Annotated in this window: 26 protein-coding genes; 9 read left to right on the top strand and 17 right to left on the bottom strand. The window is 49.9% G+C overall.

The features are described from left to right. The 3 genes from ACFODX_RS11180 to ACFODX_RS11190 all read left to right on the top strand — a co-directional run bounded on the left by ACFODX_RS11180 (position 1) and on the right by ACFODX_RS11190 (position 3,308). A complete protein-coding gene (locus tag ACFODX_RS11180; protein WP_378119087.1) occupies positions 1–1,332 on the top strand; it encodes a DUF1552 domain-containing protein in 1,332 nt (443 codons plus the stop codon). 416 nt (positions 1,333–1,748) lie between these two features. After that, the gene (locus ACFODX_RS11185; RefSeq protein ID WP_378119089.1) at positions 1,749–2,387 is read left to right on the top strand and encodes an Lcl C-terminal domain-containing protein; all 639 of its coding nucleotides are present in this window, start codon (positions 1,749–1,751) and stop codon (positions 2,385–2,387) included. Positions 2,388–2,435: 48 nt separating this feature from the next. Next, positions 2,436–3,308, top strand: a complete 873-nt coding sequence (locus ACFODX_RS11190; protein WP_378119091.1) for a hypothetical protein — start codon at positions 2,436–2,438, stop codon at positions 3,306–3,308. Positions 3,309–3,373: 65 nt separating this feature from the next. Here ACFODX_RS11190 and ACFODX_RS11195 read toward each other — a convergent pair whose 3' ends face one another. The 6 genes from ACFODX_RS11195 to ACFODX_RS11220 form a co-directional block, all read right to left on the bottom strand. Then, positions 3,374–4,720, bottom strand: a complete 1,347-nt coding sequence (locus ACFODX_RS11195) for a DUF58 domain-containing protein (RefSeq protein ID WP_378119093.1) — start codon at positions 4,718–4,720, stop codon at positions 3,374–3,376. 89 nt (positions 4,721–4,809) lie between these two features. Continuing rightward, positions 4,810–5,835 carry an AAA family ATPase gene (locus ACFODX_RS11200; RefSeq protein ID WP_378119095.1) on the bottom strand — a complete coding sequence of 342 codons (1,026 nt, stop codon included), beginning with the start codon at positions 5,833–5,835 and terminating at the stop codon, positions 4,810–4,812. Beyond that, the gene (locus ACFODX_RS11205; RefSeq protein ID WP_378119097.1) at positions 5,832–7,244 is read right to left on the bottom strand and encodes a DUF4350 domain-containing protein; all 1,413 of its coding nucleotides are present in this window, start codon (positions 7,242–7,244) and stop codon (positions 5,832–5,834) included. Before ACFODX_RS11205 ends, ACFODX_RS11200 begins: the two co-directional genes overlap by 4 nt. After that, entirely contained in the window at positions 7,241–8,932 is a 1,692-nt protein-coding gene (locus ACFODX_RS11210) for a DUF4129 domain-containing protein (protein ID WP_378119098.1), read from the bottom strand. Before ACFODX_RS11210 ends, ACFODX_RS11205 begins: the two co-directional genes overlap by 4 nt. Then, complete coding sequence (locus tag ACFODX_RS11215) at positions 8,929–9,936, bottom strand: stage II sporulation protein M (RefSeq protein WP_378119100.1); 1,008 nt, start codon at positions 9,934–9,936, stop codon at positions 8,929–8,931. Before ACFODX_RS11215 ends, ACFODX_RS11210 begins: the two co-directional genes overlap by 4 nt. A gap of 17 nt (positions 9,937–9,953) precedes the next feature. After that, on the bottom strand, positions 9,954–10,658 hold the full coding sequence (locus ACFODX_RS11220) for an RDD family protein (RefSeq protein WP_378119102.1): 705 nt from the start codon (positions 10,656–10,658) through the stop codon (positions 9,954–9,956). Positions 10,659–10,943: 285 nt separating this feature from the next. Between ACFODX_RS11220 and ACFODX_RS11225 the strand changes: the two genes are divergently transcribed. From ACFODX_RS11225 to ACFODX_RS11240, 4 genes are all read left to right on the top strand, one after another. Further along, positions 10,944–11,216: a YbeD family protein gene (locus ACFODX_RS11225; RefSeq protein WP_324258399.1), complete on the top strand. Its 273-nt coding sequence runs from the start codon at positions 10,944–10,946 to the stop codon at positions 11,214–11,216. A 70-nt stretch (positions 11,217–11,286) separates the two neighbouring features. Further along, positions 11,287–11,865 (top strand): lipoyl(octanoyl) transferase LipB, encoded by a 579-nt coding sequence (gene lipB, locus ACFODX_RS11230; protein WP_378120089.1) that lies wholly within the window; start codon positions 11,287–11,289, stop codon positions 11,863–11,865. 124 nt (positions 11,866–11,989) lie between these two features. Beyond that, the gene (gene lipA / locus ACFODX_RS11235) at positions 11,990–13,024 is read left to right on the top strand and encodes a lipoyl synthase (RefSeq protein WP_378119105.1); all 1,035 of its coding nucleotides are present in this window, start codon (positions 11,990–11,992) and stop codon (positions 13,022–13,024) included. A gap of 122 nt (positions 13,025–13,146) precedes the next feature. Further along, entirely contained in the window at positions 13,147–13,665 is a 519-nt protein-coding gene (locus tag ACFODX_RS11240) for a GNAT family N-acetyltransferase (RefSeq protein WP_378120091.1), read from the top strand. Here the strand turns inward: ACFODX_RS11240 and ACFODX_RS11245 are convergent, their stop codons facing one another. From ACFODX_RS11245 to ACFODX_RS11265, 5 genes are all read right to left on the bottom strand, one after another. Continuing rightward, positions 13,666–13,953, bottom strand: coding sequence for a helix-turn-helix domain-containing protein (locus ACFODX_RS11245; protein WP_378119107.1), 288 nt, complete (start codon positions 13,951–13,953; stop codon positions 13,666–13,668). Continuing rightward, on the bottom strand, positions 13,940–14,257 hold the full coding sequence (locus ACFODX_RS11250) for a type II toxin-antitoxin system RelE/ParE family toxin (protein WP_378119109.1): 318 nt from the start codon (positions 14,255–14,257) through the stop codon (positions 13,940–13,942). Before ACFODX_RS11250 ends, ACFODX_RS11245 begins: the two co-directional genes overlap by 14 nt. 120 nt (positions 14,258–14,377) lie before the next feature. Beyond that, positions 14,378–15,682: an NAD(P)/FAD-dependent oxidoreductase gene (locus ACFODX_RS11255; protein ID WP_378119111.1), complete on the bottom strand. Its 1,305-nt coding sequence runs from the start codon at positions 15,680–15,682 to the stop codon at positions 14,378–14,380. A 39-nt stretch (positions 15,683–15,721) separates the two neighbouring features. After that, the gene (locus ACFODX_RS11260) at positions 15,722–16,732 is read right to left on the bottom strand and encodes a Gfo/Idh/MocA family protein (protein WP_378119113.1); all 1,011 of its coding nucleotides are present in this window, start codon (positions 16,730–16,732) and stop codon (positions 15,722–15,724) included. A gap of 138 nt (positions 16,733–16,870) precedes the next feature. Beyond that, the gene (locus ACFODX_RS11265; RefSeq protein WP_378119115.1) at positions 16,871–17,533 is read right to left on the bottom strand and encodes an SDR family oxidoreductase; all 663 of its coding nucleotides are present in this window, start codon (positions 17,531–17,533) and stop codon (positions 16,871–16,873) included. A gap of 459 nt (positions 17,534–17,992) precedes the next feature. Here ACFODX_RS11265 and ACFODX_RS11270 point away from each other — a divergent pair, with 459 nt between their 5' ends. Further along, positions 17,993–18,400: a GNAT family N-acetyltransferase gene (locus ACFODX_RS11270; RefSeq protein WP_378119117.1), complete on the top strand. Its 408-nt coding sequence runs from the start codon at positions 17,993–17,995 to the stop codon at positions 18,398–18,400. A gap of 184 nt (positions 18,401–18,584) precedes the next feature. Here ACFODX_RS11270 and ACFODX_RS11275 read toward each other — a convergent pair whose 3' ends face one another. Further along, entirely contained in the window at positions 18,585–19,802 is a 1,218-nt protein-coding gene (locus tag ACFODX_RS11275) for an MFS transporter (protein ID WP_378119119.1), read from the bottom strand. 107 nt (positions 19,803–19,909) lie between these two features. Here ACFODX_RS11275 and ACFODX_RS11280 point away from each other — a divergent pair, with 107 nt between their 5' ends. Next, entirely contained in the window at positions 19,910–20,689 is a 780-nt protein-coding gene (locus ACFODX_RS11280; RefSeq protein WP_378119121.1) for an AraC family transcriptional regulator, read from the top strand. Here the strand turns inward: ACFODX_RS11280 and ACFODX_RS11285 are convergent. The 5 genes from ACFODX_RS11285 to ACFODX_RS11305 all read right to left on the bottom strand — a co-directional run bounded on the left by ACFODX_RS11285 (position 20,686) and on the right by ACFODX_RS11305 (position 26,564). Beyond that, a complete protein-coding gene (locus ACFODX_RS11285) occupies positions 20,686–21,465 on the bottom strand; it encodes an EAL domain-containing protein (protein ID WP_378119123.1) in 780 nt (259 codons plus the stop codon). The genes ACFODX_RS11280 and ACFODX_RS11285 overlap by 4 nt on opposite strands. 7 nt (positions 21,466–21,472) lie before the next feature. Next, on the bottom strand, positions 21,473–22,786 hold the full coding sequence (locus ACFODX_RS11290; protein ID WP_449245368.1) for a methyl-accepting chemotaxis protein: 1,314 nt from the start codon (positions 22,784–22,786) through the stop codon (positions 21,473–21,475). Positions 22,787–23,083: 297 nt separating this feature from the next. After that, entirely contained in the window at positions 23,084–24,037 is a 954-nt protein-coding gene (gene yjfF, locus ACFODX_RS11295; RefSeq protein WP_378119125.1) for a galactofuranose ABC transporter, permease protein YjfF, read from the bottom strand. Further along, positions 24,030–25,052, bottom strand: coding sequence for an ABC transporter permease (locus ACFODX_RS11300; protein ID WP_378119127.1), 1,023 nt, complete (start codon positions 25,050–25,052; stop codon positions 24,030–24,032). Before ACFODX_RS11300 ends, yjfF begins: the two co-directional genes overlap by 8 nt. A gap of 15 nt (positions 25,053–25,067) precedes the next feature. Continuing rightward, positions 25,068–26,564 (bottom strand): sugar ABC transporter ATP-binding protein, encoded by a 1,497-nt coding sequence (locus ACFODX_RS11305; RefSeq protein ID WP_378119129.1) that lies wholly within the window; start codon positions 26,562–26,564, stop codon positions 25,068–25,070.

The following is a 26,564-nucleotide window of genomic DNA, read 5'->3' on the forward strand; positions in this document are numbered from 1 at the left end:
ATGAATATCTTAAAAAATAAAATGCAACGTCGCGATTTCCTCCGCACTCTTGCGAAGGCCGGTTTAACCACCGCGTTCACCAGCCAGTTTATGTTGTCGGCCAATGTGTTTGCACAAACCGGTGGCGCCAAGCGATTTGTGATGGTGTTTTACCCCAACGGTTGCGTGCGCGATAAATGGCATTCTTACAATGTTGGCGCATTGGGTAGCGGCAGTTTTGATACCAGCCCGCTGCAACATTTAAATAACCACATCAATAAAGTGGTGGCGTTTAAAAACTTAAGTTACGTCGGTCACGGCGGCAGCTCCGGTCACCCGGAAGCCTGTCGCGCGGTATTTTCCGGCGGGGTGGATCGCGCACCGTCTTTTGATGTGGCTATAGGTGAAGCGCTCGGCGGGCGCCTCACCAAAAATATGCACGTGGGTGTTTGGTCAAGTCGCGCCATTGGTTCGGAGTATTTGCCCTTCACCGATAAAAATGGAGTAAAAATCCAGGTGCCGGACAACCCGCAGCAGGTGTACGACAATCTGCTTGCGGATGTAGTCGGCAGCAGTAGCGGTACGCCAGACCCGGATGCCGAACGCCGTAAAAAAGTATTGGAAAGCCTGCATGAAAATTTGGATTTGCTGCAAGCCAACGTGCTTAACGTGCAACAGCAGGGCAAATTGCTGAGCCATGAAGAGGCTTTGAATTATTACCAGAGCACACTCACCAGCACCCTGGATTTGGGTAATGGCACTGGTTTTAGTCGCCCCACCATAGGTATGACCGGCGTGAATGACGATGCGGAATTAATCGCCAAGGCACAAATGCGCAACATCGCCATGGCCTTCCAGGCTGACATCACCCGCACCGCCAGTTTTCAATTTATGGGCGCGCAGGATGAATCCCTAAAAATTAATTTCCCCAGTGTGCGCCCCTACATGGGCGAATATGGTTCCGGTGCACGCCTCAACTGGAACGAAACTCGCAGCCATGTGAGTTCACACAATGAATCCTCATTGTTTGATTCACAAACCCGCTGGTACAACATGATGGTGGCCTACCTCATGGACGAACTCGCCGCCCGCCCCGATGCTGCCTACGGCGGCTCACTGCTCGATAACACGTTAATACTGGTGATGTCAGAAGTCGGCGGCGGCAACCACCAACAAGAAAACCCCGGCATCTACGTCGCCGGCGGCGCCGGCGGCGCCATCCAAAACGGCAGAGCCATAGACGCAATGAATATCGGCATGTCCAATTTGTATCTGGATATCGCCAAAGCCTTTGGCTTGAATTGGAATCGCTACGGCAATAGTTATGGGGGAATTAGCGGGTTTTTGCGTTAGGTTTTTATTCTTGCATCCATTGAAAAAGCCCACTCGCTGTTATGGTGAGTGGGCTTTTGTTTTTTTCAGCTATTACTTGGGATATGTATTAATCTTGCCAGCTTGTTATCGCAATCATGGAGGTTCGTGTGCAGAGGAAAGCATTAATCTGGGCGTCGGTAGGAATTTGCACTGCTGTAGTGGCTTTTTATTTTATTGAGTTTCAATCTGACAAGAGCTATTTGCCTTCGGCTCAACCAATCGCATCAAGTGTACAAATCACTGCAATGAATCCGGTTGTTGCTCAACAAACCCATCCGCTCGAATCTACCGGCGAAGCATCAATATCAGCTCGCGCGCCACAGTCACAAACAAGTGCTTCACAACAAAATGAAAATGAACTACAGCAGCCGCAAAAAATAACGCGACAGCCATCCATGTCGCAAATCTTGCCTGGCGATGATCAACAACGAATAGCATCAAGCTCGCCATCGTTAGCGCAAACTGAATCAGCAATGCCACACAATGAACAATTGCAAGAGCAGGATCGCAATCGGCGTTTTATAAAAATAGATATTTCCGGCAAAGTACTTGCTGATGATGCCAGTGAATGGGCTTGTGTCTATGACACTAAAACCCAACTGTTGTGGGAGCATAATATAGGCATGCCACACGACCTGCACTATCGCTGGAGTGAGCCCTCAGAAAATAATATGCAGCCAGAAACTTGCCCTTATGTTGCAGGGAAAACTACAGATGACACAGAAAACTGCACTGCAAGTGTGCGAGCAAGGGTTGTGAATAGATTGCAGTTTTGTGGCAGCTCTACATGGCAATTGCCGAGTATTGCCGAGCTGCAAACGATCATTCTGCCCAATCAATACAATCCCGCCGTAGATACCCGGTATTTTCCCTATACCCAAAGTGATTACTACTGGACTCGTGAAGGTTTTGCTTACAGCGAATTCAATGCATGGGCGGTTAACTTTGCTATCGGTAAAGTCAATGATGTGACTAAAACCGAATTTGTTTTTGTTCGTTTGGTTAGCGGCGCTAGCCTTAATGGCGATTTGTAAAAGCAACTTGGCTAATAGATTTAGTAGTCACTACATGAGCATTTTTCTATGGCAGTTAACACAATAAAAAAATGGCTATTGTTTTTGGTTGTTGTATTTACACCTATGCAGAGCCTTGCTGATCTTGAGCAGGAAAGGTTCAAGTATGAGTACACTGAATTTATTATTCACTTTACGCCAGAAGGGCAGGTTTATAACGGTCGCCCAAATAGCCCATATGATTCGCAGCATTATTTCAGCCTGTTTTATGATTTATTAATAAAATACGTGCATCGCATGGAGTCGTTTGATCCAGCTTTTTCTATTCAAGATATTGGTGCGTGGCATGAAATGCATATGGTTAGCCAGTTTGGCTCACGAGCCTTGTATGTTGGTGATCACATATTAAGTGATGGAAAATCTTGGGTTGCTATGTCAAAGCAGGATTATGAGCTTCTATCTGAGCTTATCAGTGAGACTATGAGGCGTGATAAAGAGCCAGTAGTGAATGATAAAAACGCACATTTGAAAAATTGGGTTGAAGAGGTAAGGTCGTCTTCGTCGGGTGAAACCTATGAGCAGAATTTTAAAAAGTATTTACCAGCTTATGATGAATCGACTATCCATAAAAAAGACTTTGAAGCCACCAAAATAAGATCATTAACCAATAGTTCCAGTTATTCCTCCGTTCTATCCGCGTCTTTCGATGATTCTGATTCCCTGTCTAGCAGTTCAATCATGAATAACAAAGTGGCCGATGGTGAAAATCCTGATGAATTGGTATTTGATCATTATTATTCTTCTGGTGATAAATTAGCTAAGGACAGCAGAAATGCAGCAGTTAAGTTTGAGGGTGAAAATGCTCAAAAAAATCAAATGTCTTTTAAGCTAATTTTTATTGTGATGGTTGTGATTGCTCTATTTTTTTATATGAAAAAATGAAGTTAGATCCCTCAAGAGGGATATTTTATGTGTGGTAATAATCGTGTAGCCCTACCAATAATCCACTACAAAACCCTTGCCCCTTTAATTTCCCAGTAGGCATTTGCCACTCGCACGGCTAATTCATTGGCGGTGCAGTCTATTGCGTAGATGCCGGAGGCGGTGAGTTGTTGGTGGCTTTCGTTGCGTTGGTGGATAAATTGTTGCACGCCGGCGTAGTGCAGGGCATCGTCAAAGTCGCGGACGGGGGTGTCGGTGAGTTGGTCGAGGATTTGTTCGCGGATATTGACGACCATCACCAAGTGACGTTTTTTTAACAGGTTTACTGCCATGAGTAATTCCTGGTTGTCCTCGTCGCGTGAGTTGGTAACTAGAATAATGAGTGAGCGTTTGGGCTGCAGTATGCTAAGTTTTTCGGCGGCGGTTATGTAATCTGCTGTCGCTTGGCTGGGTTGTAAATCGTAAATACCATTGAGCAAATTTTTAATGCGTTCCACGCCTTTTTGCGGTGGAATCCAGCGGTGTTTTTGGTTGCCCTCGCTACCAAAGCTGAGCAGGCTGATGTTATCGCCCTGGCGCAGGGCGATATAACTCACCAATAACATAGCGTTAAGCGCGTGGTCAAAATGATTGAGTTCGTCATCTTTGGCGCGCATGCGGCGGCCGCTGTCGATCATTAATACAATTTGTTGGTCGCGTTCGTCTTGATAATCCCGCGCCATTAATTTTTGCCGGCGCGCGGTGGCTTTCCAATCTAATTGGCGCAGGCTGTCGCCATCGCGGTAATCGCGCAATTGATGAAATTCCATGCCTTCACCGCGGCGCTGGCGTTTTTTAATACCCATTTGGCTGGTGTGATTTTCAGTGGCCAGAATGCTGTAGTTGGCTATAGCAACAAAATCCGGGTAGACCTTTATCGGGGTGACATCTCCAGTCCAATAGCGGATTGCCCATAAGCCCAAAGGGCTGGCAAATTCTATGTGCGCTGGATTAATTTCGGTGGCGCCGCGTACCAGTGGGCGCAATTGATATTCCGTGCGGCTGTGGTGTTGCGGCTGCAATTCTATGTGCAAGGGTAGGTTTTGGTGGTCGGCGCTATTGGGGACACCATCAAATACTTTTATGTGTGTTGCTTGATGAAAGCCGTGTTTAATGCGCAGTGTTACTGTCGCCCATTTATCCACCGCAAGGTTGCCCGCCACTTCGCGGCTAATCTCTACCGGTGGCAAGCGGCGCGATAAAATAAAATCCAGCAGCACGATAATGATCAGTCCGCCAAATAATGTCGCAGGTAAATAATTAGCAAGGCCAAGGTTAAAATAACCTTGGCTGAAGGCGTTAATAAAAATCGCCGCGCCCAATAGCGCAAAGGCGGCGATTAATGTTGAGCTAGGAATCCACTTTCTGCGCATACATTTTCCATGCGATATGTTGGGCGGTTGTTTCGGGGGCGAGTGTCGGAAGTCGCTGCGCTCTTCCAACCTACAGCACTGACCAACTATTAATTGCGCGGTGCTTCCACCTGCAACAAGATGTTATTCAATATCCGCTCGGCGGCTATGCCTTCAATCGCCAATTCCGGTGATAACAAAATACGGTGGCGCAAGGCTGGGATAAACATTTTTTTCACATCGTCTGGCGTGACAAACGCATTGTTATTTAAGAGTGCATAAGCGCGAGCAGCGGCGAGCAATGCAATACATGCGCGTGGGCCAGCGCCGCGTGCTATGCCTGCCCAGCTGCGGGTTGCGCGCACCAGTTTCACCACATAGTGGAGAATTTGTTCATCCACCGTAATTTGCTCTGCAATTTTTTGCAGGCTCAATACATGGGAAGGTTTTAACAAGGTGCGAATATGCTCCAGACCAAAACCACCCTGGGCTTGTGAACTCACTTGGCGCAGCATCAATTGCTCATCGCTTTCGCTCGGGTAATCAATAATCACCTTCAACATAAAGCGATCCAGTTCTGCCTCTGGCAGTGGATAGGTTCCCTCTTGTTCAACCGGGTTTTGCGTTGCCAATACCATAAAGGGTTCGCCGGTTTTAAAGGATTCACCTTCAATGGTAATTTGGCCTTCCTGCATCACTTCCAATAATGCCGCTTGGGTTTTGGCCGGCGCGCGGTTAATTTCGTCGGCAAGCAACAAGTTAGTGAAGGCCGGGCCTTTGCGAATTTCAAATTCCTGTTTGGCCATGTTAAACATGGCATGACCGGTAACATCGCTGGGCATTAAATCCGGCGTAAATTGCACGCGCGAAAATTGCCCGCCAAAACATTTGGCCAGGCTGCGCACTAACAGGGTTTTGCCAAGGCCGGGAACACCTTCAATCAACACATGGCCGCGTGCAATCAGCGCAATCAGCACCTGCTCGATAATTGCATCCTGCCCGATTAATACCCGTTTAATTTCTTGCAATAAATTATTGGCAAGGTTGCTCGCTTGTTGTAAACGTTGTTGGGTATTGTCATCGCCAGTGCTGGTGTTTTTGTCACTGGTATTATTCAGCTCAAATGATTCGGTCATAGTTGCTTCCTGATGGTTTGCAAATGGGCTATGGCGTTAGCAAAGTCCTGTGGGTGATGCAGATTATCGGCGTAAAGCGCGCGCTGGATTGCCTCGCGGTTAATGCCGGTTAATTCCTGTAAAAAAATCAGTTGTTCTTGCTGGCTGGCTGCAAAAATTTGTGGGTGGTGCTGCAGGCGCTGAATAATTTGCTGGCGCAATAAGTTGAGCAGCTGAGGGTGTTGCTGGTTGCGCCAGAGCAACATGGCGCTGGCATAAATGTGTTCCGCCAAACTGCGGCGCGCTGTTTGAGCGGCGCTAAACACCGGGCCAAAACGCTGGCTTTTGGCCCACAGCCAAAGTACCAGGGCAAGCAGTGCGGCGATAATGCCGTAGGGCGCATTGCGCCAGATAATGCTGGTGAGCGAAGGGGCATCCTGATTGGTTAGAAACCACACGCGGCCATTGTGATTGACCAGTCGCCAAAGTGCGTAGGCGTGATCCCTGCAGTCGATGCGCGGGTTAGTCCAAATACTAGTGTCGCTGGTAATAGTGATGCCACCAGTGCCCACATCGAAATACAACATGTGCGATGTGTTGTCGGTATTTTTTTCTGCGGTAGCTTCACTTTCCCCGGCTAGCGTTTCTGTATTGCTTTCCATTTCCTCGTCATCAATCTCTTCATCACTGTCATCGTAAAACGTAAATGGATCGTGGCGACTAAAATCAAAAGCGAGCGGCGCGGCCTCATCGGCAAACTCAACGGTGGTTGGTTCTTTGTCGAGGTTACAGCGATAGTGGTTTTCCGGTTTTTCGTCCGTTTTGGATGTTGCTGTTTTATTTTTATTATCTTTTAACGGATCGATTTCTTGATCATTTTTGAGATCAGTGTCCTGCTCATCGGCTTGATTGGTTTCATCCGACTCGTCATCTTGTTGATCCTTGTTGTCAAACACATCAAACAGTTTTTCAGCAAAATCATTGGTCGTATCCACCGCGGGTGTGACACCAAAATCGCGCAGCAATAAATCTTCCTGATTGGTGTGGGCACCAATGTAGGGGTTTTGGGTGGAGACAATAAGTGTGCCGCCGTTTTCAACCCATTCATAAAGCCGGTCATAACGATCCTGATTCAGCGTTTTGTTGGCATTGACCAGCACTATGGTGTCATCTGGCCCCAAGGCCTGGCCGCGCCAGCGGTGGTTTTCCAATAGGCTGAGATTTTTAATACTGGTTGCGCTTACACCATGGCGCTGCAGAAAAATTTCGGCGGCAAGAAAATCATTTTGTTTGGCTTCGGTGGAGTAGCCATGGTCAATTTCTTTTTCTTCCCAGCGAAAACTGTTGTAGGCCCAATAGCCTAAACCCGTGAGTACAACAGCTGCAAAAATGGCGAGCAAGGTTATTTGACGAAGCGACAGGTTTTTCATTTTACACCTGCCTTAGTGGCGGCAGATTGGTCGGCCAGCCAGCAAGCGTTCCACTCATTGCAGAGCTGTTCGGCAAGGGATCCAGGTGGCAATTGATGGCCATAGGCCAGTTGCTGCCAATGGCGGGTGAGCTTGGCGAAATAATCAATTTGCATTGATTGATTATTTTGGTTTTGATTTTTATGAAGAGGCGCATCCTGGCTAAAAAGCTCGATCATAAGCTGCACACATTCGCCTTCGGTGTGGCCTTCGTGAATATCCACCCCGCGATGAATTAATTGAAACAAACTGGCGCGATATAACAATGCCAGTGCCGCGCGGCTATTGCCCTGCGCCAATAGTTGCTGTGCGCTCTGGCCAATATCTTCGGGTAGCGATTCGCGTGTAACTTCCATACCAAACAGAGTTTGCGGAATAACTCTGGGTGTTTTGGGTGGAGCAATGCGCACATATTGCGCGGCTAGCCAATGGCGATAGCGGTACACCAATAAAGCGATCAATAACAACACCGCGCCCCAGAGTGCAATTTCCAGTGCGGAAGCAGCATAGCCAAAACCGCGAAAATCATCCCAGTCTTTAAAAAAGTCACCAAACTTTTCATCCAGATATTTGGTGAGCCAATTTTCCTTTTCCTCGGGTTCTATATAAGTAAGGCGGCGTTTAATTTCTTTGCGACTAAATTCACTGCCCTGCATTACCTGGGTAATCGCATCGCGGGCTTGCTCGCGTGTCAGCTCCTGATATTCCTCCAGGGTTGGTTCGCTAATAGCGGGCGCGTTATGTTTGTCACTGTCACTGTCACTGTCACTGTTGTTGCCACTGGTATCGCTGCTTTCCATCACCGGAAGCGCTTCATCGGCATAACTGGTATTTGGCATGGTGCCAGCCAAACCGCTGCAGAGCAGCAGTGCAACCAACGTAGAAATCAGCGGTGACTGTGAATTCATGTGCTTGCGTTTTTCGGCTATGCGGCGAAAGGCAATATCTATGTCCCAGGCTTCCAGTTTTATGCGGCGATTTAAATAGAGTGCAAATCCACAGGCCACATAAAATGGCGCCGTCAAACCCAGAGCCAAGTACCAGAGTGCAAGTTGAAGGTATTTGAGTTGCGCCGTTTGTTGATTAAAAAACAGATTGGCCCATTCAATTTCTACTTCGCTGGGAATCATTGACCAGAGCAAACTGATCATTCCCAGCGCGAGATAAATTTCCAGCTGTAAACCGATAAAACTTAACCAACCGGCGGGTGCGGAATCTTCCCGGTGCAGGAGTGAAATACGCGCCTGGCGCCGCGCCCCGGCCAAGCCTTCCAGTTGGACTACCGGTAAATCCATAGCGCGCGTAGGGCTGAACCGGCGCAGTGTGAGGCTCATAAAAATTTGTTGCAGCGCGAGCCGTGGAAATTGTTGCAAGGAGCTGTGGGTGCTGGGCAACTCATTAAATACTGCACGGCTAAGAATATGCAGCAAGGGGCGCTCATACAGCGGTTTAAACCACCAGAGCACTAAAAAAGCTGCCCAAAAATAAGTGGCCGGTATAAATAGAGCCAATGCAAAAAATGGCGCGCTTGCCAGCAGCCAGACTTTCATCATCGGCAGCCACCAGCGTTTGGCCATCAGCAGCCCCAGGTCTACCGCCTCCCATGCAGAGCGCGGGCGAATTTCCAAGGTGACCTGATCCAGATTCATGCATCTTTTCCTTCTGTCGCCAGATCAATACGCGAATCCAGGCTGCGACCACTAAACACAAAATAAGCGATGACGATTGTCCATAAAAAACCACCTACCCAATATTTTTGCCAGGGCAACAGAATATTGTTGGATGACCAAAATGCCTCAATAAACGCGGCGACAAGCAACATAAGAATCACGCCATACATTAATTGGATAGCGATTTTACTCGCGCGTTTTAACGACTCAGTGCGCGTGAGGTTGCCCGGTGCGAGCAGTGAATAGCCCAGCAGCAAACCCGCGGCACCAGATATGCAAATCGCCGTTAATTCAAAACTGCCGTGACCTATCACAAAACTAAAAAAGGTTTGGGTGAATTCAGCGTTGGTTAAATGGCCGGCCACGGCGCCCATTAATAAACCGTTGTAAACCAGAAAAAATATTGAGCCGACGCCAAATAAAATGCCCGAGGCAAAAGTACGGAAGCTCACTCCAATATTGTTGCGAATATAAAAACCAAACATCTGCACGTTAGTTTCCGACTCGCGGGCGCTGCCCAGCGTGCGATTTTGCGGGTCATACATTTCTTCAAAACTGCTGACCTGCGCGGGCGAGGTGACGGTGTAAACCAAATCCGGTTGCCACAAAATCGCCAAATAAAGGATTACCCCCGGCAGGTAAAGCAGCGCGGTTGCCCACCAAATGTAGCGCTGTTGCTCGCGCACCAAACGCGGGAAACCGGCCACTACAAAGCGGATCAGTTGCTGCCAAAACGGTTGTTTACGACAGTAGAGTTGCTGGTGGCCGCGCACCACCAAATCGCCCAGGTGATCCACCAAATGGCTCGAATAATGGCGGTCTTTTGCCAGGGCATGTAAGTGGCACAGGCGGCGATAGCGGCTGGCAAAATCGTTTAACTCCGTGGCCGACAAGCTGCGTTTGGGATGTTCCAGTGCAAGAATTTGCTGTTCCAGCAGTTCCCACAAGGGTTGGTAGGTTTGTTCAAATTGTCCTTGTTTCATTGTTGTTCTTCACTGCGTCAGGATTTGCCCACCAGGGTGTTGGCGATTTGTTTGATGTGGGTGACTGGCTCTTTTGCGCCAAGCACTGGCACTAATAAGGCGGCAAGTTCTTCCTGCCGTTCGGTTGATAAAAACCGGCTGCGTTCAGCAAAAGCGAGTAGGGCGCGCTGTTCGTCGGTAGAGAAATCGGCGGGCACCGGGCGCTGGCCGCGCACGTCAAAATCCACCGGTTGTTTTTTGGGAGTGTCGTAAATCACCATGCTGCCTGCGGCCAGGTCGCCCAGGCGTTTGAATTGGCGATTGCACAGGCTGGCGATAATGCCGGTGAGGTAAAACATCGGCAGGAAATCGGCCACACGCAACAGGTTGCGCAGCAGCGAGGGGCCAAAGGTAATGGGCGTGCCATCGTCATTCACTACCCGGATGCCCAACATTTTTTTGCCCGGTGTGCGGCCATTGCGCATCACCTCAAAATACACCGAGTAAAACCACTCCAGTACAAACACCAAAATCAGCGCGATACCGCTACCCATTTTTCCAAAAATGGAGAAGATCAGAAAAACCACAAAGATGATGGTGCCGCGAAACAGCAAGTCGATAATCTGCGCCAGGCTGCGCGCCATAAAACCCGCTGGCGTCAGGGGCAAAAGCGCACCTTCCGGGGTTTCTATGGCATTGCGGGTGTCGAGTAACACAGCGGGGTTGTCAGCGGGTGAATGCACAGCTGGCGATCCTTTTTACTTGTCCTTTGGTCTGCCAATGGGCGCTAATACCCAGACAGTGTTGACGCCTCATTTATTCTTTTTGGGCGCTTATGGTTGTCGCGAGCATAACGGATAAGCCTATGCCTGAATAGCCAAAACCGCGCTATAGCGCTTGAGAAAGGCGATTTTGCCCCCATACAAGGGCTATAATTCGCGCCAGTTTTTGACTCACGCATCGTTTATACCCTAGTTATTTATTTATCACCGCAGATCGCGCGCGACCTGCAACTGCCGGGAAGTTTTATGTCTGACCAACAGCCCCCCAAAATTGAGTTCCCCTGTGAAAATTACCCCATCAAAGTGTTGGGTGAGGCGGGGCCTGAGTTGCATACCTATGTGGTGGAGATTATGGAGCGCCATGCACCGGGTTTTGACCAGACGCGCATTAGCATTAAAGAGAGCAGCAAGGGGCGCTATCACTCGTTAACCGTGTGGATCACCGCAACCGGCGTGGAGCAGCTCACGGCTATCCACGAGGATCTTCGCATTAATCGCAGCATTAAAATGGTGATGTAACTTGGCGGCACCCGCAGTTTTGGAGGTTATCAACCTCGGCCAGCAGGATTACCAAACCAGCTGGCAAGCCATGACCGACTTTACCAACCAGCGCACGCCTGACACGCCCGATCAGCTCTGGCTGGTGCAGCACCCGCCAGTGTTTACCCAGGGGCAGGCGGGCAAGGCGGAGCATGTGTTATTCCCCGGCGATATTCCCGTGGTGCAGACTGATCGTGGCGGGCAGGTGACCTATCACGGCCCCGGTCAGTTGGTGGCCTACCCACTATTGGATTTGCGTCGCCTTAACATTGGCGTGCGCGAGCTGGTTACACGCATAGAGCAAACCATTATTGCCACACTGGCGTACTACGGCATTGAGTCGGCCGCCAAGGCGGATGCGCCGGGGGTTTATGTAAATGGCGATAAAATCGCCTCCCTTGGGCTGCGGGTGCGGCGCGGTTGTAGTTTTCATGGCTTGGCGCTCAATGTGGATATGGACTTGGCGCCCTTCCAGCGTATCAACCCCTGCGGCTACCAGGGCTTGGCCATGACCCAAATGCGCGATTTATTGTCCAACCCGCCTGCACTGGAGCAGGTGCAAGCCCAACTGGTCGCGGAATTTGCGCGGAAATTGGGCTATGAAACCTGTACAATGCGCGCCAATTAATGTCGCAGTAGGTTGGATGAGGCGCGAGTTTACGAGTGCCGACATCCGACATTTACCAACACCGTCGGATGTCGCTGCTCGCTGGGCTCGCATCTTATCCAACCTACACAGCAAAGAGATTCCTATGTCAGATCTTCCACCCGTATCGACTTTTGTTCCCGAACTGCAACCCGTTAAACGCACCGAGCGTTACAAACAGGGCGAAAAGCTGCGCGATGCCGACAAGGTAGAGCGTATTCCGGTCAAGGTGATTGCCAGCGACCGCGAGGAAATGCCGCGCAAGCCGGATTGGATTCGGGTGCGTATTCCCGCCTCGCCAGAGGTGGATCGCATTAAATCCATCCTGCGCAAAAACAAACTCTCCTCGGTGTGCGAAGAGGCTAACTGCCCCAATCTGGGTGAGTGTTTCAGCGGCGGCACCGCAACCTTTATGATCATGGGCGACATTTGTACCCGTCGCTGCCCCTTCTGCGATGTCGGCCACGGCAAACCCAACCCGCTCGATGAACAGGAGCCGCGCAAACTGGCCGAAGCTATCGCGGAAATGCGCTTGAAATACGTGGTGATTACCTCGGTAGACCGCGACGACCTGCGCGATGGCGGTGCGCAACACTTTGCCGATTGTATCCGCGAAGCCCGCGCCCTCAGCCCCAATTTGCAAGTCGAAGTGCTGGTGCCGGACTTCCGTGGCCGCATGGATATAGCCCTGGACATTCTGGAAAAAGAAGCACCCGACGTGTTCAACCACAACATGGAAACCGTCTCGCGCCTGTATCGCCAAGCTCGCCCCGGTGCGCACTACGAGTGGTCGCTGCAATTGCTCAAGCAATACAAAGCGCGCCGCCCGGACGTACTCACCAAATCCGGTTTGATGGTAGGTTTGGGTGAAACCAAAGAAGAAATTATTGAAGTGATGAAACACATGCGTGAGCACGACATCGACATGCTCACCATTGGCCAATATTTACAGCCCTCCAAAGACCACCTGCCGGTTGAGCGTTTTGTGCACCCCGACGAATTTGCCGAGTACACCCAACTCGCGGAAGAGATGGGCTTTAAACACGCCGCCTGTGGCCCACTGGTACGCTCGTCGTATCACGCCGATAAACAAGCCCACGGTGAAGATGTTAAATGGTTTGGTGAAACCAAAACCAGTTAACAACGGCGCGGTGTCGGCGAATAAAAACTCCCGCTAGCCGGGAGTTTTTTGTCTCTGCCGGTTGTCCCAATTTAACCCTGCTGTGTCGCGGATGACACGGTGTTATTTTCTCGCTTCGAGTGATGATAGTGAAATTATCGGCGGTCAAAAAAGATCTGAGCCTCAAACTCTGCGCGCTGGAATCCCGGCCGGAATTTTTTGCTCAAGTTGCCCAGTGGCACCATCAGGAATGTGAACGTCAGGGATTAAAATCCAGCTTAGCCTTACGTCAACAGCGCCTGGTTATGCACGTGCGTGACAATCACATTCCCAAAACCCTCATCGCCTTGCAAAACAATCAGTTGGTTGGCTGTGTGAGTTTGGTGGATTACACCTATCGCAGCAGCGAGCGCATGCCCAAGGTCACCACTGAATCACCGGTATGGCTGAGCAATTTATTTGTGCAGGAAAATTATCGCGAGCAGGGCATAGGCAATCAATTAATTGATGCCGCCAAAGATTACGCGCAGAGTTTAGGCTTGGAAGAACTCTGGCTCTCCGCCACTGACTACACCGACTACTACCAAAAACGTGGCTGGGAAATTGTACGCCGCACCAAATTGGGTGGGCGGCAGGTGAATGTGATGCGGGTGAGTTTGTAATTAATGTAGCTTGGCAAAAACTTCAGGCTGCTGTTCTGCAATTCTCAGTAGTGCAACTGCCGGGCCCTGCGGGCTGCGTCTGCCTTGTTCCCAATCTTGTAATGTGCGAACGCTCACGCCGAGCAATCCGGCAAAAGAGGATTGCGATAAGTTTAGTTTTGAGCGGATCACTTGTGGTGCTGAAGGCTCGGAGAGTTCAGTTACCTTTAATTGCACTTTACCTTTTTTGAATTCATTGATTTCATGAATTCCTGCCAAAATTTCTGCGCCGATATCACGATTTTTCATGGTCTATAGCCTCTGCAATTTGTTTCAAGATATGTCCTGCAATAGTTGCGCGTTCCGATTTGCTATATAGGGTCAACATCCAAATTTCATGCTCAGACTTTTTCCAATAATAAATAACCCTAACCCCACCACTTTTTCCTTTACCTGCCGGTGCCCAGCGAACTTTGCGGACTCCACCAGAGCCTTGTATTACGTCTCCGGCATCTGGTTTTTGCAATAAATAGTTTTGCAGGCCTCGATAATCCTCATCCGTGAGGTATTCAGCCAAGAGTTTGGTAAATAAGGTGGTTTCAATAAAGATCATGTTTTGATTATACGGCTTTGCCGTAGTAAGACAAGAGGTGTCAGGAATCTTCCTGGGGATGGGAAAAAAATAAGGCGGAGTGCTTGCGCAACTCCGCCTTGGTATTTCAAAACAAAAAAATCAATGCAATTTCAAACGCGGCCGTAACCAGCGGTTTAAGCGCCCGCCTAACATAATTAATCCCGTGCGGATCAAGCCGTGGATGGCGATTTGATGCATGCGGTAGAGTGAGATATACACCACGCGCGCCAAGCGGCCTTCAATAAACATGCTGCCTTTGCTCAGGTTGCCCATTAAGTTGCCGACGGTGGAATAACTCGCGAGCGAAATCAGCGAGCCGTGGTCGGTGTATTTGTAAGCTTGCAGCGGTTTGTTGTTGAGCAGCGCGATAATATTTTTGTAGCAAGTGCTCGCCATTTGGTGCGCCGATTGCGCACGCGGCGGCACACGGCTGCCATCGGGATTGGTGAATTGGGCGCAGTCGCCAATGGCAAAAATATTTGCATCGCGCGTGGTTTGTAAAAACTCATTTACATGCAATTGGTTGATGCGATTGGTTTCCAGCCCAGCGATATTGGCCATAAATTCCGGCACTTTAATACCCGCTGCCCAGACCATAATATCAGCGGCAATTAATTGACCGTCTTTGGTGTGCAAGCCTTCGCTGGAAGCGGAGGTGATCATGGTGTTGAGTTTTACATCCACCCCAATTTTTACCAGCTCGCTGTGCGCCGCGCCGGAAATGCGTTCCGGCAGTGCGGGCAAAATACGTGGGCCTGCTTCAATGAGTGTGACATGCAGGTGTTCGTTAGAGACGGCATTAAAACCGTAATTGTGAATTTCATGCACGGCGTGATGCAATTCGGCAGAAAGTTCTACACCGGTTGCGCCTGCGCCCACAATGGCAATGCGCACATTGTCGTCTTCACCTGTCACACGCTGGATGCGCAAAAATTTATTCAGCAGTCGTGTGTGGAATTTATGCGCCTGGGTTGGGCTGTCCAGAAATAAACAATGATCTTTTACGCCTGCGGTGTTGAAGTCATTGGATATGGAGCCCAGTGCAATCACCAAATAATCGTAGGGAATGCGCGTGGAGGGCAAAAACTCTACGCCCTCTTCATCTTGCATGGGCGCTAATACGACTTCGCGCTTTTCGCGATCCAAATCCACCATAGTGCCTACGCGAAAGAAAAAATGATGCGCATTGGCGTGGCCGCGATAACTCACCGCATCCACATCTTCATCCATAGTGCCAACGGCAATTTCGTGCAGCAGTGGTTTCCACAAGTGCGTGGTATTGCGGTCAATCAGGGTGATTTCCGCTTTGTTTTTGCGCCCTAATTTATTGCCCAGTTTGGTGGCCAGTTCCAGTCCGCCAGCACCACCGCCGACAACAACAATGCGTGGTTTTTGTGTTTGCATACTCAGTCCTGCAGTTCAAGTTAAAAAAACGGTGAGCGATTACAGCGCTATCCAGCGACCTTCGGCGGCGCTCACAAATACCGAGTCGATAACACGCATGTTATTAATTGCATCGCTCAAGGGGGTGGGCACAGGTTGCTGGTTAATAATGCTGAGTGCAAAAGCGTCCACCATTTCGCGATAGTGATCGCTCGGTGGAACAATAATGGTTTCGCTTTCGCCATTGTTTTTAATGTGAATTTCGGTGGCGCCTTCAGTGGCTGGATTGAATGGAATGGGCAATAAAATGCTGCCGTTTTCACCGTAGGCTTCCATAAATTGCTGCGCTTCAATTTTGGTTGATGCAGTAAATGTTGCGCTGCCAGCATCAAATTCCAAAACGCCGGACACTAAACAATCCACTTCGTAATTTTCATAGGGTGTGATGTGGCCCACTACCTGACTTGGCTCGGCGTTAAACAGCCAGCGCGACAGTGAAATGCAATAGCAGCCAATATCCATTAATGCACCGCCGCCCATATCCGCATTGTTGCGAATATTTTGTGGCTCGCGATTGTTGTAGGAAAAGTGCGAATGCAGGCTCAGCAATTTGCCGATGCGCCCGGAGTCAACCAGCGCTTTGGCAATTTTCCAGCGCGGGTGAAAGCGATACATAAAGGCTTCCATGGCTTTTAACTGCGGGTAAGCCTCGGCTGCCTCCAGCAGGCGCTGGGCATCATCTGCATTAAGCCCAAGGGGTTTTTCACACAGAATATGTTTGCCTGCTTGCAGTGCTTTAATCGACCAATCCACGTGCAGGTGATTGGGCAGTGGGTTGTAAATCGCATCAATTTCCGGGTCGGCCAATAATTCCTCATAACTGCCGTAGGCGCGGGCAATACCCAATTCATCGGCGACTTTGCGCGCGCTCTGCTCATCGCGCGAACAAATGGCGACCACTTCATTGTGGGTAGAGTGTTGCAGCGCAGGGATAACTTTGGTGCGGCCAATTTTAGCGGTGCTCAGTACACCCCAACGGATTTTTGCAGCTTGTGCTGAAGTAGTAGACATAGGCTGTTCCTTGATGCGGCCGGGCGGCCGAGGCAAATAATTGTGCGGAAAATGTGTGGTCAGTGTAGCCCAAGCGCGGCTCAAAGCGTGAGCCGCGTGGTAAATGGCGAGGGAAAAATTACGCGTTTAAAACGCAGATTACCAAGGCAAAACCTCGCCATTGGAATGCCAGAAGGTGCCGCTATTTTCCAGCGTCAGCTCAGCGATGCGCTGGTTCAGGCGCTGGGCCGATTCAGTGGCGGAAATATCGCCGCCAAAATTCACCATCGCCGTTTGCACGTAACCCGGGTGCAAAATCGCCACGGCTATACCGCGCGGTTTCAAATCGCGCGCCAGGGACATGGCAGCAGCGTTGAGCGCCGCTTTGGACATGCGATAGCCGTAATAACCGCCCGAGGTATTATCGGCAATAGAACCCATGCGGCTGGTGATAAACGCAATTTTGGCCCCGCGCGATAAATTGCCCAGCAGCGCCTCAGTCACGCGCAGGGGCGCTTCGGCGTTCACCAAAAATTGTTGCTGCACCGAGTCATAATCGATATTGCCCAGCTGTTCATGCTGGAAAATACCGGCGTTGTTGATCAATAAATCGATGGATTTACCCTTGAGCTGTTGCGCAAGTGTTGCCAGCGCCGCGCCATCGGTAACATCCACCCCGCTAATAACCTGGGCACCCGCAGCGTCCAGCTCCGCAGAACTGGAGCGGCAAATGGCAATTACCTGCCAGCCCTGAGCGATGTAAGTTTGAGTCAAAGCCAAGCCGATGCCGCGATTGGCTCCGGTAATAACAGCTGTTTTCATAGGTCAGTCTCCGCGTTCATAAAAAGTAAGGAGTATTTATGGGCACAGGGTGCGGATAAAAAGCCCGCGCACTAACTTTTTACGGCGAATTTCACCAGCCGCTCCATCATTTGGCAGAACTAAATCGTTTGCGTATTGCCGCGCTGTAAATATTTAATCTAGCCACGCAGTGGCTTGTAACATTCAGCCCCTCTGATATAAATGTAACGCAAATTTAATTAGCCTGCTACGCGCAATTATCCTAAGTTATGGCGTTTAAAATCGGCATCATTTTTTGCTTGCGGGCCGTATGCCAATTTTTTAGCGCCCAATTTACTTATCGGATATGGAGCGATTGCAAATTGGAAAACACTTGGGCAAAGTTTGCCAATTAATTATTAATCAGTTAGCTGTAGGTGAATTCAGAGGGTGTTGAATTTTTTTGCGGTTTCGTTATGCAAATCATGTAGAAAGCTAATCATGGAAATTAAGATTGAAATTAACGGTGTAATTGAAGAGCAAGAAGTTGTTGAGCTATATCGCTTAAATAACTGGTCTTCTGCCGACAAGCCGAATCAGCTTTTGCCTGCGCTGAGAAATTCACACACCTTGGTTACCGCTAGAATTTCAGGCTCTCTAGTTGGTATCGCTAATGCCATTTCAGACGGACATTTGGTTGTCTACTATCCTCATATGCTTGTACATCCTAAATTTCAAAGGCAAGGTATAGGTAGAAAAATGGTTGCGGCAATGAATTCCATTTACGGCGATTTCCATCAGCAAATGTTAACTGCTGATGGTAATGCCATTGAATTTTACAAATCTGTTGGTTTTGTTCGTGCTGGAAAAACAGAGCCAATGTGGGTGTATTCCGGCACAGAGCATTAATACAAGCGAGTGTGGTAGAAAACCAGTGAGCCTGGCACCGAAACTCTTATTTCTGCTTAAGAGATTTATTTTTTTCAACAACTTCCTTTCCCGATAGCCAGTTCAGCTTTAAAAAACTTTAAAAAAACCAAAACGTAAACACCCCGGATTGTTGCTTCAGCAATCTGAGGTGTTTTGCGAGCGCCTAGCTCCGTTTCATCCCCGGCAGTAACACCGTAATTATTCCAAGCAGTGGTAAAAATGCGCAGATATCGAACATGTGTTCGATGGAGGTTGCATCGGCTATTGTGCCTAATCCGGCGGCGGCAATGCCGCTAATGCCGAACATCAAGCCAAAAAATACGCCGGAAATCATGCCGATTTTACTGGGTACTAATTCCTGTGCGAGCACCACAATCGCTGAAAAGGCGGATGACAAAACCAAACCGATTACGACTGAAAGAACTGCTGTCCAGAATAAATTGCAGTAGGGGAATAACAGGGTAAAAGGTGCAGCGCCGAGGATGGAAATCCAAATGACGGCTTTGCGCCCCACTTTGTCGCCAATTGGCCCGCCTGCAAATGTACCTACGGCGACTGCGGCTAAAAATAAAAACAATAACAATTGCGCATCGGCAACGGAGGTGGCGAATTTTTCCATTAAATAAAAAGTGTAATAGTTGGTGAAGGCCGCCATGTAGATGTATTTGGAAAATACCAGCAGCGCCAACAGGCTAAGCGCGGCAATAACCTGATTGCGGCTCAGGTGCGCAAAGTGCGAATGTTTTTTACCGCTTTTTAGTGATGCGCCCGAGCGAATCACCCAGCGGCTTACGCTGAATAAAACGGTCACACCCAAAATGGCAAACAGGGTAAACCAGCCAATGGCGCCCTGACCCTGGGGAATAATAATGGCGGCGGCCAGCAGCGGCCCAAAGGCAGAGCCGGCATTGCCGCCTACCTGAAAAAAGGATTGGGCAAAACCAAAACGCCCGCCCGATGCCATACGCGCTACACGCGAGGCTTCTGGGTGAAAAGTGGATGAACCCAAGCCAATAACGGCGGAGGCGATCACCAGCCAAAGAAAACTGTTGGCCGCCGCCAGCATCACCAACCCCACCAATGTAAATAACATACCCATGGGCAACAGATAGGGTTTGGGGTGTTTGTCGGTGTAAAGGCCAATTGCCGGCTGGAACAGTGAGGCAGTCATTTGGAAGGCGAGGGTAATCAGGCCGATTTGGGTAAAACTCAGCGCGTAGTTGGTTTTTAACAAGGGGTAGATGGACGGCAAAATCGCCTGGATCAGGTCATTTAACAGGTGCACAAAACTCACCGCACCGATGATTGGCACAAAGGTTTTGGTGGTATCAAACTCCACTGGTTGCAGGGGTTGGGCGGGGAGGGGTTCCATCTGGCTCATATCAAGACTCGTTGTCAGGTTTTTTGCCCTGGCAGTATAAAATGCGAAAAAAAACGGAAATGACATAAACTGTCGAGCAAGTGACAAAGTGTCCCTTGGAGATTGCCATGATCGAACAGCGCAGCCCGAAAGCCCTGCAGTTTGTACCCCGCCCGATTGTTGCCTGGGCCGGTCGCTATGCCAATGGCGATGAAATCGCTCCCCATACCCACCCGCGCGCGCAGTTGCTTTACGCGGTGGAGGGCGTCATGCGGGTATTAACACCCAACAGCGTATGGACCATTCCCTCGCACCGTGCGCTCTGGGTGCCGCCAAATGTTGAGCATCACTCCTTTATGATGAGCGACCTAGAAATGCGCACCCTATATGTGAGTGCAGAAATGTCTGCCGCACTGGGCACAGAGTGCCGGGCGATAGCCGTATCCGGGCTGTTGCGCGAGTTGATTCTGGGCTTGCTGCAGGAGCCGGCGGAATACCCCATCCCAGGGCGCGGCGAGCATTTGGCTGCCTTGATCCTGATGGAAATTAACCGCGCGACAACCCAATCGGTGGAGATCCCCTGGCCGCAAGATCGCCGCCTCCAGCGGGTGTGCCAATACCTGATGAACACACCGGGCGTGACCCATACCATTGAAGACCTGGCGGCGATGGTGGGCGCCAGTGCGCGCACATTGATTCGCTTATTTCCGCGTGAGACTGGCCTGAAATATCGCCAGTGGGTACAGCAAGTACAACTGGCAGAGGCGATTTGCCGACTGGAGCGCGGCGAGCCTATCGCACGCATTGCCCATTTTTTGGGGTACAGCAGCCCCAGCGCGTTTACGGCCATGTTTAAACGCAGTTTTGGTGTGGCGCCCAATCAGTATTGTGTAAAAGCGCTCAGCTAAGTGCGATGAAGGGAAAAAATATCCGCCGGTATTTCAGCCAGCGCTTCAAAGGCGGGGCGCGCAAAATAATAGCCCTGGAATAAATCTATCCCCAAGTCGAAAAGCAGCGAAAACTCTTCGTAACTTTCAATGCCCTCGGCGATCACTTGCATATCCAATTCGCGACACACTTGCATAATGCCGCGCACAATAATTTGACTGGAGCGGCGCTGGTCTATATTGCGAATCAGCGCCATATCCAGCTTCATCAAATCGGTCTGGATTTCGGCGAGCAAATTCAAGCCGGAATAACCCGCACCAAAATCATCGATGGCCGTTCTAAAACCGCGCTGGCGATAGTATTCAACAATGTTGCGTACATGGGCTAAATCATCGACCTTTTCGCTCTCGGTAATTTCAAAAATAATTTGTTCGATGGGGAAATTATATTTTTCTGCCGCCGCCAAGGTAGCGCGAATACACAGCTCCGGGCGATAAACCGCATTCGGCATAAAGTTAATACTGAGCAGCGATTGCATACCCAAGTGCGCGGCTAATTGAATAGCTTTGGTGCGGCAAGCCTGGTCAAATTTGTACAGGTTTGTCTCATTGATCTGCGCAAATATTGTTGCAGCGCCCTCATTGTTCGGCCCGCGCACCAACGCTTCATGGGCAAAAATGTTTTTATGCCGTGCGCTCACAATAGGCTGGAAGGCCATAGTGAAATCAAAGCCGAGTGCTTCGCCGTCTTTACATTGGTCGCAACCGGTTGGGCGACATTGTCGATCTGTTGTCATAGTATTTTTAATGTTCTGCTTGTTTATTTGTCTTGAGTAAAGCAACCGCTTCGCAGACTTTTTGGGCGCCGGTTTTAATGGCTTCTATCACTGCTACTGCGTTATTGACTAATCGATTGCCATCTTCTGCTTGGGTGCGTGCCAGCTCCATACCTTTCATCACCTCTTCGGTGAGTGAACTGTTGCGCCGCACTACCTCTTCAATTTCAAGGGTTGAGCTGCTGGTGCGGGCGGCGAGGTTGCGTACTTCATCGGCAACCACCGCAAAACCACGGCCATTTTCACCCGCGCGGGCGGCCTCTATTGCCGCATTTAATGCCAATAAATTGGTCTGATCCGCAATACTGCGGATTGTATTAACCATAGCAGAGATTTTTTTGGACTCATCGAGTAATTGCCCGATCAGTTCGGATGAGTGGCTCACTTCGCCAGCAATAGCCTGGGAGCTGGTCGCGGTTCGATCCAGCAGTAATTCGCCCTTCTCGGCGATTTGCATGGTTTCTTGCGAGGTCTGGTAGGCGATTTGGCTGGTGTGATACACCTTTTCCGCGTATTGGATGCGCGCGGTAATGTCGCTGGCAAATTTGATGATTTTTATCACCTTGCCGTTTTCAAAAATGGGGTTGTAGGTGGCCTCCAGCCAAATAGTTCGGCCCGATTTGGTGCGCCTTTCAAATTTACCTTGCTTGAAATTTCCTGCCGCTAGCTCCTGCCAAAAATGCGGGTTTTGCCGGTAGAACTCCTCGTCACAAAAGCGGCGATGATGCTGCCCTTTCACTTCGTGCAGTTGATAGCCCATTGCATCCAGAAAATTCTGGTTAGCGGTAATGACCTTGCCGTCGGGGGTAAATTCAATCACTGCCAGCGCTTTGTGCAGCGCGGTAATAATGGCCTCATTATTTTTGCTGCTGGCAACTTGCTCGGTAATATCTTTGGCGATTTTAAATACGCGCGTGACCTTGCCCTGTTCAACCACGGGAAAATAAGTAGCCTCTAGCCAGATGGGGCTGCCGTCCTTTGCGTAGCGCAAAAATGTGCCCTTGTTGGCCTTGCCGGCTTTCAGGTCGCGCCAGAAGTTGCTGTATTCAGGTGAATCCTGTGTTTGTTGGTCGCAAAAAATGCGGTGATGTTGGCCTTGAACCTCGCTCAATTGATAACCCACAGCCGCGAGAAACATCGCATTGGCGGTAATAATTTCCCCATTGGGGGTGAATTGAATGACCGGGATGTTCTCGCACATGGCTTTAAGCATGGCATCTGTGGAGGTTTGCGCCTGTTGTAATTCCAGTAATTGCTTCTTGAGTGACGCATTGAACAGCATGGATAACCTCTTGGAACCATTTTGGGGTTGTGACTGTGCGGTATTCCGCAGGAGAGAAAGTCCATCTAAAGCGTTGGGTGGTACTGGATGAGGCGCTTTCAGGTGATCGATAGCGCCACTAGCTCATAGTATAGGTGACTTTTTGGTGCTGGCTACTGCGCTGGAATGGTGCAGCAGTAGAAGTGTCGGGTGAGGAAGGCGTATAAGTGAAAAGCCCGCGAGGTTAGTCGCGGGCTTTTGGTGGTGGAGGCGTTTGCGCTCTTTCAGCGATGTCGGAAGTCGCTTTGCTCTTCCAACCTACTTGCGGTTGCGTACCAACAGCTGCTGCAGGGCGATAAAGCAGAAGAGCAGCAGGCCGATTACGATTTTTGTCCACCAGCTGCTCAGGGTGCCATCAAAGGAGATGTAGGTTTGCACTACGCCCATGATGAGTACGCCAATCAATGTGCCGAACATGTAGCCGTAACCGCCGGTGAGCAGGGTGCCGCCAATCACTACCGCGGCAATTGCATCCAGCTCTACACCCACGGCGGCGAGTGAAAAGCCGGAGAAGGTATAGAAGGAGTAGACAATACCGGAGAGTGTGGCAAGAAACGCGCTAATCGCATAAATGCGAATGGTGGTGGACGCGAGTGGAATACCCATGAGTGCGGCGGAATTCATATCGCCGCCTACGGCGTAAACGCGGCCGCCAAAGCGGGTGTAGTGGGCCACAATAATCGCAGCGATTAATACCGCTACCGCAATCAAAGTGGAGGTTCCCACCCAGGCATCGCCCGGTAACATAAAACCAAATTCTGCCACTTGATTGTAAAAATCGTGTTCGATGGGAATAGATTCTTCACTGATCACACTCGCCAAACCACGCGCAAAAAACATTCCCGCCAGGGTGACAATAAACGGCTGCATTTTGTAGTAGTGAATAATTGCCCCCATGATCGCGCCGAATGCAGTGCCACCGACTAACACAATAGGAAATACCACCAGCGGATGCATGTTGTATTTGCTAATTAATACACTGCACACCACCCCGGTGAGTGCGATAACCGCGCCTACCGATAAATCGATACCGCCTGATAAAATCACAAAGGTCATGCCCACGGCGGCGATAATTAAAAAGGCGTTGTCGCTGAGCAAATTAAAAAATACGCGCGAGCTGCCAAAGCCTTCAAACTGTGCCGAACCTATGCCAAACAGCACAAAAAATAAAACGCAGGTAACGGCAAGGGGAATAAATTTGGGATTAAGCACGGTTAATCTCCTTGTTGTTTTTCTTGAAGAAGTTCAACTGACTTAATTGTTGTTGGAAGCGCGGCGACTGCAGCAGCAATACCAAAATGATGGCGCTGGCTTTAATCAGCAAATTAAATTTGGGTTCAATGCCACTCAAAATAATTGTCACGGTAAGCGTTTGAATAATCAGCGCACCAATCACCGCGAGGAAAATAGAAAAACGCCCGCCCATGAGTGAGGCACCGCCAATTACTACCGCGAGAATTGCATCCAATTCCAGCCATAAACCGGCGTTGTTGGCGTCCGAGCCGCGAATGTCGGCGGCGGCAATCATGCCGGCGAGTGCTGCACATAAACCGGCAACCACATATACGGACAATTTAATTGCTTTGGCATTCAGCCCCATGTAATGACTGGCGGAGGGGTTTGCGCCCACCGCTTCAATATATAAACCCAGTGCGGTGCGGCGCGTGAGTAATTGCACCAGTGCAAAGGTAATAATCACCAGTACCACCGGGAAGGGCAGGCCGAGGAAACTGCCAGTGCCCAAAAATGCAAAACCGCTGTGATCAAAGGTGACGATTTGGCCTTCGTTAATTAATTGCGCAATACCGCGCCCGGCCACCATTAAAATCAGCGTTGCTACAATGGGTTGGATGCTCATGTAACCCACGAGAAAACCATTCACGATTCCCGCCATTAAACCTGCAATTAAACCGGCGCCGATAATTAACGCGAGGTTGTCCACGCCCTGGGTGATGTAATAAGCACTCACTGCGCCGGCGATAGCCATAATCGAACCCACCGACAAATCCACACCGGCGGTAGCAATCACCAAGGACATACCAATCGCCAGGAGTGCAACTGGCGCGGCGCGGTTAAGCACATCAATCAAGCTGCCGTAAAAGCGGCCATCTTTAAATTCAATAGAAAAAAATTCCGGTGCGATAATCGCGTTGATTAACAACAGCACCAGCAAACCGGCGCAGGGCCATAAATAGCGGCGCAGGTTTTGGTTTTTGGTAAAGTTCATAAATGCCTCTATCAATTAGTTCGACGCAATGGCCTGCATAATGCGCTGCGGGTTGATGTCGTCGCCTTGTAATTCCGCCACCTTTTTGCGGTCGCGCAGCACCACGACTTTGTTGCTGAAGGCCACCAGCTCTTCCAATTCGGAGGAGGCGACCACTAGCGACAAACCATCGGTGCAGAGTTTGCGAATCAGGCGAATAATTTCGGCGTGGGCGCCAATATCAATGCCGCGTGTGGGTTCATCCAGAATTAACAAGCGCGGGTTAGCCGCGAGCCAGCGCGCCAGAATGACTTTCTGCTGGTTGCCGCCGCTCAATTGTTCGATAGGCTTTTCGATATCGGAGGTGGCAATGCTTAATTCTTTTACATAGCGGTTGGCGATTTCTTCCTGTTCTTTGCGCGAAATAAATTTCCACCAGCCCTGTTTGATTTGACGGGCGAGAATCATGTTTTCGCGAATGGAAAGTTGGCCGAGAATGCCATCGTGTTTGCGGTCTTCCGGGCACAGGCCCATGCCGGCAATAATGGCTTCGCGCGGTGCAGAAAAGTTGACTGGCTTGCCATCAAACAATAATTCACCGCTATTTTTTTTGTCGATAGCAAATAACAAACGGCAGAGTTCGGTGCGGCCAGAACCGAGCAAACCGGCAAGGCCAACCACTTCGCCTTTGCCAACCGTTAAATCCATGGGGGATAAATTGGTGTTGTGGCCCAAAGCTTTTAATTCCACTAGCGGCTCACTGTTGCTGGCACTGCTTTGGGGTTTGTGTTCACCCAGTGCAGCTAATTCTTTGCCGAGCATATGGCCAATCAGTTCCGCGCGCGACAAAGTGGCTGCTTCAAATTCACCCACCAGTTCTGCGCTGCGCAAAATCGTAATGCGGTCGCACACGGCGTAGACCTGATCCAGAAAGTGGGTGACAAACACAATGCCAATGCCCTTGCTGCGCAGGTCGCGCATAATGCGGAATAGCGATTGCACTTCGTCGGCATCCAAACTGGCGGTAGGTTCGTCCAGAATTAATACCTTGGCCGACATATCCACCCCGCGTGCGATGGCAATTAATTGTTGCACGGCAATGGAGTAGCTGGAGAGCGGTTGGGTGACGTCTATATCCAGGTCGTAACCTTTTAATAATTCTGCGGCATCGCGGTTTACCTTGCCCCAGTTAATCAAACCAAAACGGCGCGGCTCGCGGCCCAAATAAATATTTTGCGCTACGGTTAAATTGGGCAGCAAATTCACTTCCTGGTACACGGTGCTGACACCCAGTGCTTGGGCATCGCCGGTGTTGCTCGGGAATATAGGTTTACCGTCCAATAAAATATCGCCGCCATCGCGCTGGTAAACACCGGTCATCACTTTAATCAGTGTGGATTTACCGGCGCCATTTTCACCAAGCAGCGCATGGATTTCACCGGCGCGCAGCGTGAAATCCACACCTTTAAGCGCGTGTACACTCGGGAATTTCTTATGAATTCCCTTGAGTTGTAAAACTGGATTTGTGTTCAT

The sequence above is a fragment of the Cellvibrio fontiphilus genome, from assembly GCF_042646205.1.
GTDB lineage: Bacteria > Pseudomonadota > Gammaproteobacteria > Pseudomonadales > Cellvibrionaceae > Cellvibrio > Cellvibrio fontiphilus_A.